Annotated in this window: 15 protein-coding genes; 8 read left to right on the top strand and 7 right to left on the bottom strand. The window is 63.1% G+C overall.

The features are described from left to right. Positions 1 to 203 precede the first annotated feature (203 nt). From rcdA to GGR30_RS22975, 3 genes are all read right to left on the bottom strand, one after another. Entirely contained in the window at positions 204 to 713 is a 510-nt protein-coding gene (gene rcdA, locus GGR30_RS22985) for a protease adaptor protein RcdA (RefSeq protein WP_183491581.1), read from the bottom strand. A 285-nt stretch (positions 714 to 998) separates the two neighbouring features. Next, positions 999 to 1,199 carry a DUF1192 domain-containing protein gene (locus GGR30_RS22980; RefSeq protein ID WP_183491579.1) on the bottom strand — a complete coding sequence of 67 codons (201 nt, stop codon included), beginning with the start codon at positions 1,197 to 1,199 and terminating at the stop codon, positions 999 to 1,001. Next, positions 1,189 to 2,472 carry an MFS transporter gene (locus tag GGR30_RS22975; RefSeq protein ID WP_183491577.1) on the bottom strand — a complete coding sequence of 428 codons (1,284 nt, stop codon included), beginning with the start codon at positions 2,470 to 2,472 and terminating at the stop codon, positions 1,189 to 1,191. The genes GGR30_RS22980 and GGR30_RS22975 overlap by 11 nt, the downstream gene beginning before the upstream one ends. Before the next feature lie 202 nt (positions 2,473 to 2,674). On the opposite strand from GGR30_RS22975, the gene GGR30_RS22970 reads away from it, so the two are divergent. Next, the gene (locus tag GGR30_RS22970) at positions 2,675 to 2,833 is read left to right on the top strand and encodes a hypothetical protein (protein ID WP_183491575.1); all 159 of its coding nucleotides are present in this window, start codon (positions 2,675 to 2,677) and stop codon (positions 2,831 to 2,833) included. 62 nt (positions 2,834 to 2,895) lie between these two features. On the opposite strand, the gene GGR30_RS22965 is transcribed toward GGR30_RS22970, so the two are convergent. Next, on the bottom strand, positions 2,896 to 4,092 hold the full coding sequence (locus GGR30_RS22965) for a phosphoglycerate kinase (protein ID WP_183491573.1): 1,197 nt from the start codon (positions 4,090 to 4,092) through the stop codon (positions 2,896 to 2,898). A 233-nt stretch (positions 4,093 to 4,325) separates the two neighbouring features. Further along, positions 4,326 to 6,116 carry a potassium/proton antiporter gene (locus GGR30_RS22960; RefSeq protein ID WP_183491571.1) on the bottom strand — a complete coding sequence of 597 codons (1,791 nt, stop codon included), beginning with the start codon at positions 6,114 to 6,116 and terminating at the stop codon, positions 4,326 to 4,328. Between the two features lie 174 nt (positions 6,117 to 6,290). Here GGR30_RS22960 and ruvC point away from each other — a divergent pair, with 174 nt between their 5' ends. The 5 genes from ruvC to ruvB are packed head-to-tail and all read left to right on the top strand — an operon-like array spanning position 6,291 to position 9,177. Then, a complete protein-coding gene (gene ruvC, locus GGR30_RS22955; protein ID WP_183491569.1) occupies positions 6,291 to 6,803 on the top strand; it encodes a crossover junction endodeoxyribonuclease RuvC in 513 nt (170 codons plus the stop codon). A gap of 12 nt (positions 6,804 to 6,815) precedes the next feature. After that, positions 6,816 to 7,436, top strand: coding sequence for a Holliday junction branch migration protein RuvA (ruvA, locus tag GGR30_RS22950; protein WP_183491567.1), 621 nt, complete (start codon positions 6,816 to 6,818; stop codon positions 7,434 to 7,436). Between the two features lie 54 nt (positions 7,437 to 7,490). Beyond that, on the top strand, positions 7,491 to 7,751 hold the full coding sequence (locus tag GGR30_RS22945) for an AbrB/MazE/SpoVT family DNA-binding domain-containing protein (RefSeq protein WP_183491565.1): 261 nt from the start codon (positions 7,491 to 7,493) through the stop codon (positions 7,749 to 7,751). Further along, positions 7,748 to 8,146 carry a type II toxin-antitoxin system VapC family toxin gene (locus GGR30_RS22940; RefSeq protein ID WP_183491563.1) on the top strand — a complete coding sequence of 133 codons (399 nt, stop codon included), beginning with the start codon at positions 7,748 to 7,750 and terminating at the stop codon, positions 8,144 to 8,146. The genes GGR30_RS22945 and GGR30_RS22940 overlap by 4 nt, the downstream gene beginning before the upstream one ends. Further along, positions 8,143 to 9,177, top strand: coding sequence for a Holliday junction branch migration DNA helicase RuvB (ruvB, locus tag GGR30_RS22935; RefSeq protein ID WP_183491560.1), 1,035 nt, complete (start codon positions 8,143 to 8,145; stop codon positions 9,175 to 9,177). Before GGR30_RS22940 ends, ruvB begins: the two co-directional genes overlap by 4 nt. Positions 9,178 to 9,199: 22 nt before the next feature. Here the strand turns inward: ruvB and rnd are convergent, their stop codons facing one another. Further along, positions 9,200 to 10,345 carry a ribonuclease D gene (gene rnd, locus GGR30_RS22930; RefSeq protein ID WP_183491583.1) on the bottom strand — a complete coding sequence of 382 codons (1,146 nt, stop codon included), beginning with the start codon at positions 10,343 to 10,345 and terminating at the stop codon, positions 9,200 to 9,202. A gap of 276 nt (positions 10,346 to 10,621) precedes the next feature. Between rnd and aspS the strand changes: the two genes are divergently transcribed. Beyond that, complete coding sequence (gene aspS / locus GGR30_RS22925; RefSeq protein WP_183491559.1) at positions 10,622 to 12,421, top strand: aspartate--tRNA ligase; 1,800 nt, start codon at positions 10,622 to 10,624, stop codon at positions 12,419 to 12,421. 43 nt (positions 12,422 to 12,464) lie between these two features. Here aspS and GGR30_RS22920 read toward each other — a convergent pair whose 3' ends face one another. Beyond that, the gene (locus GGR30_RS22920) at positions 12,465 to 13,355 is read right to left on the bottom strand and encodes an AraC family transcriptional regulator (RefSeq protein ID WP_183491557.1); all 891 of its coding nucleotides are present in this window, start codon (positions 13,353 to 13,355) and stop codon (positions 12,465 to 12,467) included. Positions 13,356 to 13,484: 129 nt separating this feature from the next. Here GGR30_RS22920 and GGR30_RS22915 point away from each other — a divergent pair, with 129 nt between their 5' ends. After that, a complete protein-coding gene (locus GGR30_RS22915) occupies positions 13,485 to 14,264 on the top strand; it encodes an SDR family NAD(P)-dependent oxidoreductase (protein WP_183491555.1) in 780 nt (259 codons plus the stop codon). Positions 14,265 to 14,428 lie beyond the last annotated feature (164 nt).

Raw genomic sequence — 14,428 nt, 5'->3', positions numbered from 1 at the left:
CGACCAGGATGCCGGACGACCTTCCGCCCGCACACATCATACCACAAGCCGCTATACACAGGATGCCGGCTCAAGGCCGGCATGACGGAGGAGGGGGAAGCGAATTTTCGGCTACACGGTAGGGCCGGAGGCGCAAGCGCTCGGCTTTTCCACAAGCACTCCAGTCAGCGCTATGTCGAATTGATTGGATGAAGCGTCGCTCTCTATCGCCGCGCAAACGCCGTCTGCAACAGGTCGATCTGGGCGATGACCTGGTTGTTGGCGGGTTCGGGCGTTGCGTTCTCGCGCATCAGGCTTTCGTCCAGCTTGCGGATGCGGGTCTCCAGCCGGGTGGCGTGGTCGGCAAGGTCGCGGAAGCCCGGCGGGAGTTCGCTCCAGGCGGAGATCTCGTCCTCATTGCCGCCGCCGCCGAGCCTCAGCTTGCGGCGCTCCTGGACCACCTGTTCGCGCGTCATCTCGCCGGAATTGAGCGAGCGCTGCAGGAGAAGCCAGGAAGCAAGCTGCATCAGGCGCGTGGTGAGCCGGATCGATTCAGCGGAATAGAGCGAGGCGGCCTTCGCGTTCAGATGTTTCGAGGCGGCCCGGCCGGGGCCGTCCAGATAGGCGGCCGTCTCTTCGACCAGCGTCATGCCTTCGGCATAAAGGGCCTCGAACTGGGGTGAGTTGGCGGCCCGTCCCGCGAAATTGATCGGATTTACCCCGGTACTGGTCATCTGCACACTCTGGCTACGCCGACCGCCGCGATACGCCTGTGCGGCAGGTCTTCAACAACGTCGACAACACTTATACCTGTAGCGCATTTCCGCAACCCGTTTCTTAATGAAGGGTTAATACCCACCGCCGATTGCGAGCAACGCAAAAAAAGAGCCGCGATGGGCGGCTCATAAGTCAAAGGGTGATGATCGGAATAAAGACAGAAATCCCGACTCCGCATGGCGGATGCCCTATAACACCTTGGAAAGGTTAATATCTGTTTAACGGCATCGACCGGGTGCGCTTCATTTCTTCTTGAAGAAGCTTTCGGCGGTCTCGCGGCCGCTGCCCTTCTTGGTGATTGCTGCCTCGAGGCGTTCGATCTCGCGGCGCAGATCCGCAACGAAACCGTTGAGCGCCTCGACGGAATGTTCTTCGAGGTCGGCGCCGATCATATACTGGCCCTTCGGCGGTTTGCGTTCCTCGTTGTCGTCGTCAAGCGGCATGGTCTTCCCTCCTTTCCTGGTCTTCCTGCGCGGGAGCATCGCGGTTCGGGTTCTTCATGGCAACGCCTTCCGGCGTTGAAACCGGCGTTGCGGCATCCGGCATCGCGGTGAAGGCTTCACGCTCGTCGACGGGAATGGCGGCGCGGATGCGCGAGCGGATGATGGCGTAGACGAGGATCAGCACATGGGCGCTCGCAGTCACGAAGAACAGGGCGTAGGGGCCGAATGTCGACATCACCGGACCGCCGACCGTGGGGCCGATGATCGTGCCGACGCCGAAGAGAAACAGCAGGCCGCTGGCAATCTTTACATAGTCTTCCGGGCGGGCGAAGTCGTTGGCGTGGGAGGCGGTGATCGGGTAGAGCACGTTGGCCGTCGCGCCGTAGATGGCGATCAGGACGATCAGCGTCGTGCTGCCGGGCTTGAGAACGAGGACGGCGATGGCGGCTGCTGCGGCAATGCCGGCAAGTCCGGCGATCACATGACGCCGGTCCATCCGGTCTGAAAGGCGGCCGACGGGGACCTGGGCCAGCGCGCCGGCGAGAATGGCGCCGGTCACCAGAAAGGCGACCTGATTGTCGGGAAGTCCGGCGCGCGCGGCAAAGACAGCGACCAGCGTGCCGAAGGCGCCATTGGCGATGCCGGTCAGCAGCACGCCGAAAAAGGCGACCGGCGAATTGCGGTAGAGCAGTTTCAGGTCGATCCGCACGGCCTGCAGCGGCCGCGGCGAGGCGGCGTTCGACACCGTGGTCGGCAGCATGGCGATGCAGTAGACAATGCCGGCGACCATGAACAGGATCGGCGTGTTGGGATTGCCGAAGCCGACGGCGAGCTGGCCGCCGACGACGCCGAACAGCGTGATGCCGGTGTAGAAGGTGAAGACCGTGCCGCGGCTCTTGTTGTCGACCCGCTCGTTCAGCCAGCTTTCGATGATCATCTGCGTGCCGGCCATGGCAAAGCCGGTTGCGGCCCTGAGCGCGATCCAGCCATACTGGTTGACGAACACGCCGGTGATCAGCGCCACCATGCAGATCAGCGCAATGAAACCCGAAAAGGCGCGCACATGGCCGATGCGCATGATCAGCTTCGGCGCAAACAGACAGCCGAGCACGAAACCGGAGGCCCACGACGTACCGATGAAGCCGAGCGCCGTGTCGCTGTATCCCTCCGCCGTGCCGCGCAGCGGCAGGAGAAGACTGTGCAGGCCATTGCCGAAAAACAGGAAGAGCGTGCCGAGAAGCAGCGCGAAAACAGGGAAGAGATTACGTTTCATCAAGTCGCCTGGGTGAATGAAAGACATAAAGGGAGCTTAGGTGCAACGCAGCACGGCTTGCGCTTGTTCCGGCAATATTACCACCGCGTAGCGGGAATGCACTGAAGAAATCAAGTCGTTACGGGTGACGCGCCGTTTCGGGCGCGCTAAGAGGGGTAAGGCTCACGACAAACCGCCCGCGACCGGGCGGACAGGGACGTTGATGGCAAAGCTGATATCGCTGCTTCTCATCGCCGCCATGGCGGTTCAGATCATCAGGCCGCTCGGTCTTCCGGGCCTGAAAAAGCGCATGGATTTCTGGAAGATCGCGCCCTTTGCCCTGGCGATGATGGTGGTCGTGCTGATGATCCGCCCGTCGTGAATGATAAAAAAGGGCGACCGCGCCGGCCGCCCCATTCTTCATGCCTTTGTCTGGCGTGACGCTTACTTCTTCAGAATGTCGACGCCCGGCAGGACCTTGCCTTCCATCCATTCCAGGAAGGCGCCGCCGGCGGTCGAGACATAGCTGAATTCATCCTTGACGCCGGCATGGTTGAGCGCGGAGACGGTATCGCCGCCGCCGGCAACCGAGGTGAGCTTGCCGGCCTTGGTCTGTTCGGCGGCAAATTTCGCGGCCGAGACCGTGGCGGCATCGAAAGGCTCGATCTCGAACGCGCCGAGCGGGCCGTTCCACACCAGCGTCTCTGCCTTGCCGATCCATTCGTTGACGACCTTGACCGAGTCGGGACCGACATCGAGCATCATCGCATCAGCCGGAATGGCGTCGATGGCCACCGTCTCGTTTGCAGCATGCGCCTTGAACTCGCGGGCAACAACGCCGTCGACCGGCAGAACGATGGCGCACTCGGTCTTCTCGGCCTTCGCCATGATCGCGCGCGCCGTATCGGCCAGATCATGCTCGCACAGCGACTTGCCGACATCGATGCCCTTGGCGGCGATGAAGGTGTTGGCCATGCCGCCGCCGATGACCAGCGCGTCGACCTTCTCGATCAGGTTTTCCAGGAGATCGATCTTCGTGGAAACCTTGGCACCGCCGACAATGGCGACAACCGGGCGCTTGGGATCGCCGAGGCCCTTTTCCAGCGCCTCGAGTTCGGCCTGCATGGTGCGGCCGGCATAGGCGGGCATGTGGTGGCCGAGGCCCTCGGTCGAGGCGTGGGCGCGATGGGCGGCGGAGAAGGCGTCGTTGACGTAGATGTCGCCGTTCTTCGCCAGTTCGGCGACGAATTCGGGATCGTTCTTTTCCTCGCCCTTGTGGAAACGGGTGTTTTCCAGAAGCAGGATATCGCCGTCATGCATGGCCGCGACGGCCTTTTCGGCATCCGGGCCGATGCAGTCGTCTGCGAATTTCACGGCGTGATCGAGCACTTCCTCGACGGCAGGGACGATCAGCTTCAGCGACATGTCGGCAACGACCTGGCCCTTCGGACGGCCGAAATGGGCCATCAGGATGACCTTGGCGCCCTTGTTGGAAAGTTCCAGGATGGTGGGAGCGACGCGTTCGATACGCGTCGTGTCGGTGACCCTGCCTTCACTGACAGGCACGTTCAGGTCGACGCGGACCAGAACGCGCTTGCCGGTCAGGTCTGAAAGGTCATCGAGAGTTTTGAAGGCAGGCATGTGTCTTCCTTTTTGCGGTTGGAAGGGCCGGCAAGCCGGCGCTTCGGGATTTTGCGGGCCGGCGGAGGCCTTTTCCCAGGCCTCGACATGCCGGTCCTTGACGTCGGGTGCATGATGCACCGCCAGAAATCATCTTGGGCGCATCGATTCCTAGTCAAAAACGCTTCAGGCGGCAATGACAGAGGTCAGAAAAGCATCGCGGAAAACCCGAGCCGGCAGGCGCGTCCTTCTCATCATAGCCCCTTTCGCAGAAGACGGCGCAAGGCCCGCTGCCAGAAGGGCGGCAGAAGCTGCTCCGGGGCATCCTCCTCCGGCTCCCGCCAGACGCCGACGGAAACCACATTATGGGCGTCATCGGTCTCGCGCACGATCAGCGACAGGGGGCCGAGATGCAGCCGGTCGGCAACCTCCGGCTTGCCGCCGAGCCTGTCCTTCATGAAGTCGGCAAGCGGTGTTTCCCCCTGGCCCGGCGGAACGACAACCTCGGGATCGATCGCGGCAAGCTCGCGGAGCGGGCGGTCGGGCATCAGCACTTCCGTGCCGAGCATCGGCTCCTCGCCCTTTTCGCCCACCTTTTTCGGGTCGGCGAATATCTGGTCCAGCAGATAGGACATGCCCGGCACCACGAAGAGGTAGAGATAATCCCCGGCCTTCAGGTCGCCGGCGTAGAAATAGCGCATGGAAAGCCCGTCGCGCACGACAAGCGAGGGGATCGCCCAGCGCGGAATGAGCGCGCCTTCCAGAACCGGGGCGCCGTCGGCGAGGCGATAGACGAGAAGTTCGTGCTTGGCATTGCCGGGCAGGTCGATCTCGACGGTCTCCAGCGCGCCGCTCGCCTTCGGCCGCACCAGCTTCAACAGCCGGGCGACCGGGCCGAGCAGCCAGCCCTGCATGATGAGCGAGACCAGAACCATGATGAAGACGATGTTGAAATAGAGCCCGGAATTCTCCAGCCCGTAGATCGCCGGCAGTATGGCGAGCAGGATCGAGGCAGCGCCGCGCAGGCCGATCCAGGCGATGAAATTCGTCTCGCGCGGGCGATAGTCGAAGAAGGAAAGGCAGATCCAGACCGCGAGCGGACGGGCGATGAAGACGAGAAACAGCGCCAGCCCCAACGCCGGAACGAGAATTTCGGGAAAATTCCGTGGCGTGGCGAGCAGGCCCAGGAGTAGGAACATGATGATCTGGGCGAGCCAGGTCATGCCCTCCTGGAAGCGGCGAATGGAGCCGGAATAGCGCACCCGCTGGTTGCCCGCGACGAGACCGGCGATATAGACGGCCATGAAGCCGCTGCCGCCGGCAGCCCCCGTTGCGGAAAACACCAGAAGCGCCACGGTCAGCACCAGGATCGGCGCAAGGCCACGGTTGAGGCCGAAGGAATTGGCGATCAGGATGGTCAGCACGCCGCCGGCCAGTCCGAAGATCAGGCCGAAACCGATCTCGCGGAAGAAATGAAGCACCATGGTGAGCGTCTCTTCCGCGCCGGAGCCCTGCACCGAGACCATGGAGACGAGCGTCATGGTGAGGAAGATCGCCATCGGGTCGTTGATGCCGGATTCCACCTCGAGCGTGGAACTGACCTTGTCGACCACGTGAATGCCGCCGATCCGCATCAGGAAGAACACCGCGGCCGCATCCGTGGAGGCGACAATGGCGCCGAGCAGAAACCCCTCGAGCAGGGTGAAGCCGAGAACAAAGGTCGCCGCCACCGCAACCAGCCCGGCGGTGAGAAGCACCCCGAGGGTTGCCAGCAGGATCGCCGGCGCCGCCGTTGCGCGAAAGGTCTTGAACGCGGTGCCGAAGCCCGAGTCGAACAGGATCACGGCAAGGGCGAGGGAGCCGACATAGAAGGTCAGCGCGTCATTGTTGAATTCGATGCCGAAGCCGTCGGTTCCGCCGAGAAGGCCGACGCCGAGGAAGAGCAGTAGGAGCGGCGCGCCGAAGCGATAGGCCAGCGCGCTGGAAAGCGCGGCGAGCAGAACAAGCGCGGAAAAGATCATCACCGCGAGATAGAATGTCGTCAATCGTCTTCCCTTCCGGCCGGCGGCCGGCACGCATTTCCAAACCCTGATGTGAAGGGCCAGATAGTGCGGGGAGATCCGCTTTTAAAGTCCAGCCCGCAGGTGGGTTTTGTGGATGTTTTTGTTTTGTTCACTTTTCTCTGGAAGGCTTGCACCAACATCGATAGGGTGAAGCGCATGGAAAAGACGATTCGTATTCTCGGCATCGATCCGGGCCTCCGGCGCACCGGCTGGGGCGTGATCGAGACGCTTGGCAATTCGCTGAAATTCATCGCCTCCGGCACGGTGACGACGGATGGGCAGATGGATCTCGCCTCGCGCCTCAGGCAGCTGCATGACGGGCTTTCGGAAGTGGTTCATCAGCAGAGGCCGGACGAGGCTGCGGTGGAGCAGACCTTCGTCAACAAGGATGCGGTGGCGACGCTGAAGCTTGGCCAGGCGCGCGGCATCGCGCTTCTGGTGCCTTCGCTTGCCGGCCTGCATGTTTCCGAATATGCGCCCAATGCGGTGAAGAAGGCGGTGATCGGCGTCGGCCATGGCGACAAGGAGCAGATCCACATGATGCTGAAGGTCCTGATGCCGAAGGTTCAGTTCAAGGGCAGCGACGCGGCGGATGCGCTGGCGATCGCCATCTGTCACGCGCATAATCGCGGCGCGAACCGGATGATGAAGGCGGCATTGGCCGGATAGGAACAAGGCAGCATGATCGGCAAGTTGAAGGGCGTGATTGACGAGATCGGCGACGACCATGTGCTCGTCGATGTCCATGGCGTCTGTTATGTCGCCTTCTGTTCGGCGCGCACGCTCGGACGTATCGGTTCGCCCGGCGAGGCGGTGACGCTGGTGATCGAGACCTTCGTGCGTGAGGACCAGTTGAAGCTTTACGGCTTCATCAGCGCCGAGGAGCGCGGCTGGTTCAATCTTCTGCAGAGCGTGCAGGGGGTCGGAACGCGCGTTGCGCTCGCCATCCTGTCGACGCTTTCGGCAGGCGAGGTGGCCAACGCCATCGCGCTTGGCGACAAGACGGCGGTCTCGCGCGCGCCGGGCGTCGGTCCGAAGGTTGCGACCCGCATCGTCAATGAACTGAAGAACAAGGTGCCTGCCGGGCTCTCCATGGGCGACAGCGACGGCGTCGCCTTCCGCCAGGAGGTGGGCGAAGGGGCCGCGCCCGCTGCCGTCTCCGATGCGATTTCGGCGCTTTCCAATCTCGGCTATTCGCGTGATCAGGCCGCCGGCGCGGTCTCGGCCGCGCTGAAGAAGGCAGGCGAGGGGGCCGACAGCGCCGCCCTTATCCGTCTGGGTCTGAAGGAATTGGCGAGTTGATCCTTTCGTGCTAGTGTCTTCCTTACGGATCAACAGGTGTAAGGGCTTGTAGCGATGAGCGTTTACTACGGCACCATGACCTCCAAGGGCCAGACGACCGTTCCCGCCGAGATCAGGGCAATGCTCGATCTCAAACCCGGCGATCGGATACGGTATATCGTGCGCGACGGCGAGATTGTCATGAAGGCCAAGAACAAGCGGGCGATCGACCTCAAGGGCCGGTTTCATGACCCTGAAAGGCCGACGATTATCTCGGAGGAGATGGAGGATGACATCGGCGCGGCTGTTGCCGAGCATGTGGCCGAGCGTTCATGATCGGGCTTGATACCAATGTTCTCCTGCGGCTGGTCTTGCAGGATGACGAGGCGCAGTCGGCAGTGGTCAACGCGCTCGTCCGCGACCTGCCTGAAACAGGGCCGGGCTATATCAACAGCATTACGCTGATGGAATTTGCCTGGTTCCTGCGAAAGCGGCTGGCTGTTTCGCGTGGGGATGTGGCTTTGGCGATCGGCGATCTCCTCGAGGCCGGCGATATCGAGCTGGAGGATGAGCGCCTGGTCGAAACCGCACTCGATCTGATGCGGCGGACCAATGCTGAATTTGCCGACATTCTCATCGCGCTGAGAAATGAACAGGCGGGGTGCCGGGCCACGATAACGCTGGACAAGGCCGCCGCGGACGCAATTCCGGGAATGGAACTTTTGAAATGAGCGAGACTGAACGCCTGATATCGCCTGACGCCCGCGTGGAGGATCTTGACGCGGCCATGCGGCCGCAGTCGCTGGATGATTTCACCGGCCAGGCAGAGGCGCGGGCGAACCTGAAGATCTTCATCGAGGCGGCCAAACGGCGCGGCGAGGCGCTGGATCACGTTCTCTTCGTCGGCCCGCCGGGCCTAGGTAAGACCACGCTGGCGCAGATCATGGCCAAGGAGCTCGGCGTCAATTTCCGCGCCACTTCGGGACCGGTGATTGCCAAGGCCGGGGATCTGGCGGCGCTTCTGACCAATCTCGAAGAGCGCGATGTTCTGTTCATCGACGAAATTCACCGACTGAACCCGGCGGTGGAGGAAATTCTCTATCCGGCGATGGAAGATTTTCAGCTCGACCTGATCATCGGCGAGGGGCCCGCCGCGCGTTCGGTCAAGATCGACCTGTCGAAATTCACGCTCGTGGCCGCCACCACCCGGCTCGGGCTTCTGACGACGCCGCTCAGGGATCGTTTCGGCATTCCGGTCCGGCTCAATTTCTACACGGTGGAGGAGCTTGAAAGCATCATCCGTCGGGGCGCGCGTCTGATGGGGCTCGGCATGAGCGATGACGGCGCGCGCGAGATTGCCCGCCGTGCCCGCGGAACGCCGCGTATCGCCGGCCGGCTGTTGCGGCGCGTGCGCGATTTCGCCGAGGTGGCCGATGCGACCGAAGTCTCGCGCACGATCGCCGATGAGGCGCTGACGCGGCTGGAAGTCGACCATATGGGGCTCGACCAGCTGGACCGGCGCTACCTCAACATGATCTGCCAGCATTTCGGCGGCGGCCCGGTCGGCATCGAGACGATCGCGGCGGGGCTCTCGGAGCCGCGCGATGCGATCGAGGATATCATCGAGCCCTACATGATCCAGCAGGGCTTTATTCAGCGCACCCCGCGCGGGCGAGTGATGACGGCCACCGCCTGGAAGCATCTCGGTCTCAATCCGCCGAAGGAAATCGACCAGTTCCGGCTGTTCGACGAGGGCGAGTAGCGAGCGCGTCCCAAGTCAGGGCTCAGACCGCGATCATCTCCACCTTTTTCTCGACGAAGCGCAAGGCGACCTCGCCTCGCAGCAGTTGCAGCGCCGGTTCGCCGTAGAGCTTGCGCCGCCAGCCCTTCATCGCTTCCACGTCGGCTTCCTCGCCTTCCGCCGCAATCCTGTCCAGATCGTCGGAGGAAGCGATGACGCGGGCGGCGACCTGGTTCTGCTCGGCTACGATCTTGAGCAGCACCTTCAGCAGTTCGGCGGCGGCAGCCGCGCCTTCGGGCATTTGCGGCTGGCGCGGAATGCGCGGCAGGTCCGCCTTCGGGATTGCAAGCGCCGACTTGACTGCCTCCATCAGGGCGGATGCGGGCTGCGAGCGTTCCCAGCCCTTGGGGATCATCCGCAATCTGGCAAGCGCCTGCGGCTCCGTCGGGTGCTGCTGGGCGATCTCGTAGACGGCGTCGTCCTTAAGCACGCGTCGTCGCGGCACGTTGCGCTCGCGCGCCTCGCGTTCGCGCCAGGCGGCAACTTCCTGCATCACGGCGAAATCGAGCGGCTTCTTGATCCGGAGCTTCAGCCGCGTCCACGCCTGTTCGGGCGGCAGGTCATAGGTCGCCGGCGATTCCAGGATCGCCATTTCCTCGTCCACCCAGTCGGTCCGGCCCTCGCGGGAGAGTTCTTCCTTCAGCTTCAGGTAGACATCGCGCAGATGGGTGACGTCGGCCAGCGCATAGGACAGCTGCTTGTCGTCGAGCGGGCGCGCACGCCAGTCGGTAAAGCGCGAGGACTTGTCGATATGGGCGCCCGTCAGCCGCGAGACGAGCTGGTCGTAGGAAATTGAATCGCCGAAGCCGCAGACCATGGCCGCTACCTGCGTGTCGAACAGCGGCGCGGGCAGCAGCCCGCCCATGTGATAGACGATCTCGAGATCCTGCCGGGCGGCGTGGAACACCTTGACCACGGAAGGGTCCGCCATCAGGTCGAAAAACGGCTTCAGGTCGATGCCTTTGGCCAGCGGATCAACCAGCACCTCCAGGTCCGGACTTGCCATCTGGATCAGGCAGAGCTCCGGCCAGAACGTGCTTTCGCGGATGAATTCGGTATCGACGGTGACGAATTCGGATTTGGCGAGCTTGGCGCAGGCCTCTTCAAGAGCAGCAGTGGTTTCGATCATCAGGACATATCGGTCGTTTGGTTTCGCCATCTTTCCTTGGCCTTTAGGGCGGTGATGTCAAGGCGCGACAGAAAATGCCGGAGGGAAAACGCCGCTTGCGGGCCTCTTGCCGGCGGTAAAGCTTGCTGTTGCGCCCCCGATGTGGTTTAGCAGCGTCCAAACGGGCTTTGCCTTGACAAAGAGGGCCTGCCATGCGCTTTTCCGCCGGAATTCACCCGCGAAGTCCGGCGCGGAATACCGCCTGCCTGCCTTCCAGAACCTTTTACGGATAAGAATATGCACCGCTACCGCAGCCATTCCTGTGCCGCCCTCAAGAAGTCCGACGTTGGCCAGACCGCCCGCCTTTCCGGCTGGGTGCACCGCGTACGCGACCATGGCGGCGTGCTCTTCATCGACCTGCGCGATCACTACGGCATGACCCAGGTGGTCGCCGACCCGGATTCGCCCGCTTTCTCCAACGCGGAAAAGGTGCGCGGCGAGTGGGTGATTCGCGTCGACGGCAAGGTGCGCGCGCGCACCGAAGAGACGGTGAACCCGAACATGGCGACCGGCGAGATCGAACTCTACGCCGAGGAAATCGAGGTCCTGTCGGCGGCCAAGGAATTGCCGCTGCCGGTCTTCGGCGAGCCGGAATATCCGGAAGACCTGCGCCTGAAGTACCGCTTCCTGGATCTGCGCCGCGAAACGCTGCATGCCAATATCGTCAAGCGCACCAAGATCATCGCCGAAATGCGCAAGCTGATGGGCGAGGCCGGCTTTACCGAATATTCGACTCCGATCCTGACGGCCTCTTCGCCCGAGGGCGCGCGCGACTTCCTCGTGCCGAGCCGTATCCATCAGGGCAAGTTCTACGCCCTGCCGCAGGCGCCGCAGCAGTACAAGCAGCTGCTGATGGCTTCCGGCTTTGACCGCTATTTCCAGATCGCGCCCTGCTTCCGCGACGAGGATCCGCGCGCCGACCGCCTGCCGGGCGAGTTCTACCAGCTCGACCTGGAAATGAGCTTCGTCGAGCAGAATGACATTCTCGAAACGATGGAACCGGTGCTGCGCGACGTTTTCAAGGCGTTTGCCAACGGCAAGCCGGTGACCGAAGAGTTCCCGCGCATCCCCTATGATGTTGCCATGCGCAAATACGGTTCCGACAAGCCGGACCTCAGAAACCCGATCGAGATGGAAGCCGTGACCGAGCATTTCGACGGTTCGGGCTTCAAGGTCTTCGCCGGCATGATCGCCAAGGATCCGAAGGTCGAGGTCTGGGCCATTCCCGCCAAGACCGGCGGCTCCCGCGCCTTCTGCGACCGGATGAATTCCTGGGCACAGTCGCAGGGCCAGCCGGGTCTCGGCTACATCTTCTGGCGCAAGGAAGGCGAGGACGTCACCGGCGCCGGTCCGCTCGCGAAGAATATCGGCCCGGAACGCACCGATGCGATCCGCGCGCAGCTTGGCCTGGAAGACGGCGATGCCTGCTTCTTCGTCGCCGGCCGTCCGGACCAGTTTGTCCGCTTTGCCGGCGAAGCGCGTACGCGCGTTGGCGACGAGCTGGGCCTGACCGACAAGGACCGCTACGCGCTGTGCTGGATCGTCGACTTCCCGTTCTACGAATGGAACGAGGATGAAAAGCGGATCGACTTTGCCCACAACCCCTTCTCCATGCCCCAGGGCGGTATGGAAGCGTTGAAGGCGGCGGACGGCGATGAGGGCCTGCTGGCGCTGAAGGCCTTCCAGTACGACATGGTCTGCAACGGCTTCGAGATCGCCTCCGGCGGCATCCGCAACCACTCGCCGGAAACCATGGTGGCCGCTTTCGGTCATGCCGGCCTCGGCGCCGATGTTGTGGAGGAGCGCTTCGGCGGCCTCTACCGCGCCTTCCAGTACGGCGTTCCGCCCCATGGCGGCATGGCGGCCGGCATCGACCGTATCGTGATGCTGCTCGTCGGCGCGAAGAACCTGCGCGAGGTTACGCTGTTCCCGATGAACCAGCAGGCGCAGGACCTGTTGATGTCGGCGCCTGCCGAGGCAAGCCCGGCGCAGCTTCGTGAGCTGGGCCTGCGCATCCTGCCGCAGAAGAAAGACTGATTTTTCGGATCAGAACGAAATCATGCGACGGCGGCCCGAGCGATCAGGCCGCCGTTTTTCGTTGCGCCTCGATGTCCCGGCGCGGCGGCGCGCCGAAAGCGCGGGCATATTCGCGGCTGAACTGGGACGCGCTCTCATAGCCGACGGCAAAGGCGGCTGCCTCTGCGTTGACGCCCTGCGAAAGCATCATCCGGCGTGCTTCGACGAGCCGCGTCTGCTTCTGGTATTGCAGCGGCGTCATGCCGGTGATCGCCTTGAACTGACGGTGAAAGGCTGACGGGCTGAGCCGCGCGATAGTCGCCAATTCGTCGACGCGGATCGGTTCCGCATACCGGTTTCTCAATGCATGGATCGCCTCGATGACGCCGCGTGAATGGCCCGGCCCGAGCAGGATGCGGGCAATGTCCGCGCCATGCGGGCTTCTGAGCAAACGGTAGCACAACTCCCGCATGACGCCGGGATAGAGGATGGCGGCCTCTTCCGGCGTTTCGGCAAGGTCAAGCGCGCGAGAGACGCTGGCGATCAGCGCTGGATCGCAATCGACGACATGGGCGGCGCTCGCCGGACCGCCGGCGGGCAAAGGCGGGGCATCCATATCCTCAAGGATGGCAAGCATGGCATCAGGGTCAAGTTCGATGACGGCGGCGATATAGGGCGCTTCGTCGCTGGCCGCGACCACCCGGCTGCTGCCGGGCATTGTCACCGAGGCGACAAGCGCCTGGCCGGCGCGATAGTCATACCGCCTGTTGCCGAACATCGTCCATTTCGCGCCCTGCAGCACGAAACAGAGGGCAGGTCTGTGGATCGTGTGCGAGGCCTTGTCCGCCTCTGCGATCCGCAGCAGCCAGAACCCCTCGATCCCGGTTTCGTAAAGGCCGTCGCGCGTCCTGTCCCGTGTCAGGCGCTCGGCCCGCGCCGCCAGTTGATCAAGCATCGAAGAAACTCCCTTGTTCTCACCCGAGATAGGGATTGAGCAGGAATAGGCAAGAAGCGCTGTCGATCCGACATTCGAATTCGTGTCTCCGGGTCGTATTTTCCGGGCTCCGACAACAAGGAGCACATCATGACTTTCGAAAATACCGCAGACGGACAACGCCCTGTCGCGATCATCACCGGCGGCAGCCGAGGGCTTGGCCGCAGCACCGTCCTGAGCCTTGCGGAGCAGGGTGTCTCGACGATCTTCACCTATCGATCAAACCGCGAAGAGGCGGACAAGGTTCTGGCGCTCGCCGAGGCGGCCGGGAGCCGTTCGGTCGCGCTTCAGCTTGATACCGCAGCGCCGGCGGGTTTTGCCCGCTTTGTCGAAGAGGTCCGCGACGCGCTCGCCGAACTGGGCGCCGGCCGGTTCGACTATCTGGTCAACAATGCCGGAACGGCACTGCACAAGCCGATCGCGGCCACGACCGAGGACGAACTCGATGCCCTCTACAACATTCACTTCAAGGGCGTGTTCCTGCTGACCCAGGCGCTTCTGCCGCTGATGAGGGACGGCGGGCGGATCGTGAACGTCTCTTCGGGGCTGACGCGCTTTTCATTCGCCGGCAGCGCCGCCTACGCGGCGATGAAGGGTGCGGTGGAAGTGCTGACCCGCTATCTGGCGCGCGAGCTTGGCGAACGCGGCATTGCCGCCAATACCGTCGCACCCGGCGCGATTGCAACGGACTTCGGCGGTGGCAGGGTGCGCGACAATCCGGAGATGAATGCCATGGTCGCCGGCAATACGGCGCTTGGCCGGGCCGGCGAACCGGAGGACATCGGTCCGATGATCGCGGCCCTGCTTCAGCCGGCCAACCGCTGGGTCAACGGCCAGAGGATCGAAGTCTCGGGCGGTATGCTGCTTTGAGCGAAAAGAGAGCCCCGGCGGGTTTCCGCCGGGGTTCAGCTTATTGAAAAACTGCGCTTCACCCGTCCATCATGCCGGCCTTGAGCCGGCATCCTGTGTATAGCGGCTTGTGGTATGATGTGTGCGGGCGGAAGGTCGTCCGGCATCCTGGTCGTTAGAGACCG

This window comes from Martelella radicis (assembly GCF_014196625.1).
GTDB lineage: Bacteria > Pseudomonadota > Alphaproteobacteria > Rhizobiales > Rhizobiaceae > Martelella > Martelella radicis.
The sequence above is the reverse complement of the archived record's forward strand: the minus strand, read 5'-3'. Positions and strand labels throughout refer to the sequence as shown.

Coding starts and splice junctions, on each gene's coding strand:
- rcdA (WP_183491581.1), bottom strand. CDS start 713: ATGACCAGTACCGGGGTAAATCCGATCAATTTCGCGGGACGGGCCGCC.
- GGR30_RS22980 (WP_183491579.1), bottom strand. CDS start 1,199: ATGCCGCTTGACGACGACAACGAGGAACGCAAACCGCCGAAGGGCCAG.
- GGR30_RS22975 (WP_183491577.1), bottom strand. CDS start 2,472: ATGAAACGTAATCTCTTCCCTGTTTTCGCGCTGCTTCTCGGCACGCTC.
- GGR30_RS22970 (WP_183491575.1), top strand. CDS start 2,675: ATGGCAAAGCTGATATCGCTGCTTCTCATCGCCGCCATGGCGGTTCAG.
- GGR30_RS22965 (WP_183491573.1), bottom strand. CDS start 4,092: ATGCCTGCCTTCAAAACTCTCGATGACCTTTCAGACCTGACCGGCAAG.
- ruvC (WP_183491569.1), top strand. CDS start 6,291: ATGGAAAAGACGATTCGTATTCTCGGCATCGATCCGGGCCTCCGGCGC.
- ruvA (WP_183491567.1), top strand. CDS start 6,816: ATGATCGGCAAGTTGAAGGGCGTGATTGACGAGATCGGCGACGACCAT.
- GGR30_RS22945 (WP_183491565.1), top strand. CDS start 7,491: ATGAGCGTTTACTACGGCACCATGACCTCCAAGGGCCAGACGACCGTT.
- GGR30_RS22940 (WP_183491563.1), top strand. CDS start 7,748: ATGATCGGGCTTGATACCAATGTTCTCCTGCGGCTGGTCTTGCAGGAT.
- ruvB (WP_183491560.1), top strand. CDS start 8,143: ATGAGCGAGACTGAACGCCTGATATCGCCTGACGCCCGCGTGGAGGAT.
- rnd (WP_183491583.1), bottom strand. CDS start 10,345: ATGATCGAAACCACTGCTGCTCTTGAAGAGGCCTGCGCCAAGCTCGCC.
- aspS (WP_183491559.1), top strand. CDS start 10,622: ATGCACCGCTACCGCAGCCATTCCTGTGCCGCCCTCAAGAAGTCCGAC.
- GGR30_RS22920 (WP_183491557.1), bottom strand. CDS start 13,355: ATGCTTGATCAACTGGCGGCGCGGGCCGAGCGCCTGACACGGGACAGG.
- GGR30_RS22915 (WP_183491555.1), top strand. CDS start 13,485: ATGACTTTCGAAAATACCGCAGACGGACAACGCCCTGTCGCGATCATC.